Raw genomic sequence first — 1,999 nt, 5'->3', positions numbered from 1 at the left:
CGAGGTGGAGCGTCGTGCGCCAGACGCGGTGACGACGTCGTGGTGGAAGGAAGAACGCGGCAAGCGCATCTTCATCGACTTCAACCAGAACGCTCGCGACCGCACATTCGCGTCGGCTTATTCGGTGCGGCGCACCGCAATAGCGACGGTGTCGATGCCGCTCAGCTGGGACGAGCTGGCTAGTGCGAACCCCGACGACTACACGATCGCGACCGCGGCCGAGCTGGTGGCCAACCGCGACGATCCGTGGGCCGATATCGACTCGGTCCAGCAGTCGATTGAACCGCTACTGGAGATGGTCGCCGCCGACGAAGAGCGCGGTCTGGGCGATCTGCCCTATCCGCCCAACTATCCGAAGATGCCGGGCGAGCCGAAGAGGGTCCAACCGTCCAAAAACACTGACTTAACCAGGAAAAACAAGTCCAAGTGACGCCGCACCGTCGCTGTAGGCGCGGCCGTCCGGGCAGCACCTCGGCGGCCAACGACCCAGCCGCGCTCGGTGTGCATCAGGTCGCCGACGAAATCGTTCGGGAAATCGTCGCGCCGGAAGTCGGACACCGCAGCGTTATACCGCGCACTACCGACACAAAGCATCGGAATATGTCGGTTTCAACCCGAGAAATAGCGGGTCGAACTTTTCTACACGCCTTTAGTCGATACGCGACGCATTGAACCGACAGTAGCGACAGAGCCTATTAACGGAGATGTTAGATAATAACTAATACTTGACTATGCAGAGGCTGTGAGTAACCTGATAATTTATCAGTGTTCGGCACTGCATGCGACGGCCCTGATCAGGGCTCATCGGAGGAAAGGAAGTCCAATGAGCCACGCTAAAGCTATCGGACGGCTCTCCATCCTGGCCATTGGGCTGGGCATTGGCATCGGGACGGCCGCGACCGCCGGCGCCGCACCGACCATGCCGGTGGATCCGGTTCCGGTGGTCCCGGACCTGCCTCTCCCCGCCGCCGATCCCGCAGCAGGGCCCGACCTGTCCATCTCGTTCGACGGCTTCTCGCTGTTCCAGTCGGGCACTGCGGACGCCGAAACGGGTATGGGTACCGGCGGCTTCGCGATCGCCTCCGGCGCTGGCAGCTTCGCCTCCGCCGGCACAGGCGTGGAGGGCTCCGGCTTCTTCGACAGCGCCTTTGCCAGCGGCACCAACAGCGACGCTGAGTCCGGGGGCGGCAACTTCGACAGCGCATCTGCCAACGGCACCGTCGCCATTGCCACGACCACGCAAGGCAGCTACGACAGCGCCTCTGCCAACGGCACCGACAGCCAGGCCTTTACCGAGGACGGCAACTTCGACAGTGCCTATGCCAGCGGCCAAAACAGCTTCGCCCAGGTTCAGGGATTATCTGACAATTTGAGCAGCTTCGATTCCGCGTCCGCCGTGGGCACCAACACCAGCGCCGAAGCGGGTGTTTTCGGCGACTTCTCCGGCCCAACCGGAGGCGACATCGCCACGGTTTTCGACCCGTCTGGCACTGTGGGCAGCACCGCCATGGCCGGAAACGGCATCTTCGACCTCGGCGCCGCCCTCAGCGACGGCGTCAGCTCGACTGGCGCTGTCGGCGGCAACTTCCTCGTCGATATCGTGCCGTAAAGCTGGCTGCGGTCCCCAGTTGGGTGCGCCTCCACCGTTGCTGGGCGGCGAGGCGGCAAGAACCCTTTTGCTGGACTTTGCTGGTTTGCTGGATACTTAACTGGTCGGGCCGCCACCTCCGCGCCGGTACCTAGGCCAGACACAGCATCCACACCAGATCCAGCGCCACTTCCTCCGGCTCATCCGCTGATTAGCGTGTCGCTCTACGACCTTCTAGGTGTCGATTTCCACTATTTGCCCCAGTTCCCGGGGTGGGCCCAGGAACGGGAGAGTGTAAGAGCCTTGGTCCTCGCCCGGGTTGTTGGCAAGCTCGTCCAACTTCTCGAGAAGTTTCTCGGGCACCTCCGCAAGTTCATGTTGGCAACCTCCCGGGCACGTCGGCAGGCTGAA

Annotated in this window: 1 protein-coding gene and 1 pseudogene; both read left to right on the top strand. The window is 62.7% G+C overall.

Features of this window, described 5'->3' with window-relative positions:
- Positions 1 to 430 (top strand): annotated as a pseudogene (locus VGH54_RS19225) (ATP-dependent DNA ligase); the annotation flags it as partial.
- 393 nt (positions 431 to 823) lie between these two features.
- Positions 824 to 1,609 (top strand): hypothetical protein, encoded by a 786-nt coding sequence (locus VGH54_RS19220; protein WP_331513666.1) that lies wholly within the window; start codon positions 824 to 826, stop codon positions 1,607 to 1,609.
- Positions 1,610 to 1,999 lie beyond the last annotated feature (390 nt).

It is taken from the genome of Mycobacterium sp., from assembly GCF_036488105.1.
In the GTDB taxonomy this organism is placed as follows: domain Bacteria; phylum Actinomycetota; class Actinomycetes; order Mycobacteriales; family Mycobacteriaceae; genus Mycobacterium.
This window is presented reverse-complemented; position numbering and strand designations above follow the sequence as displayed.

Excerpts from the sequence above, each read along its gene's own strand:
- VGH54_RS19220 (WP_331513666.1), top strand. The coding sequence starts at position 824 with ATGAGCCACGCTAAAGCTATCGGACGGCTCTCCATCCTGGCCATTGGG.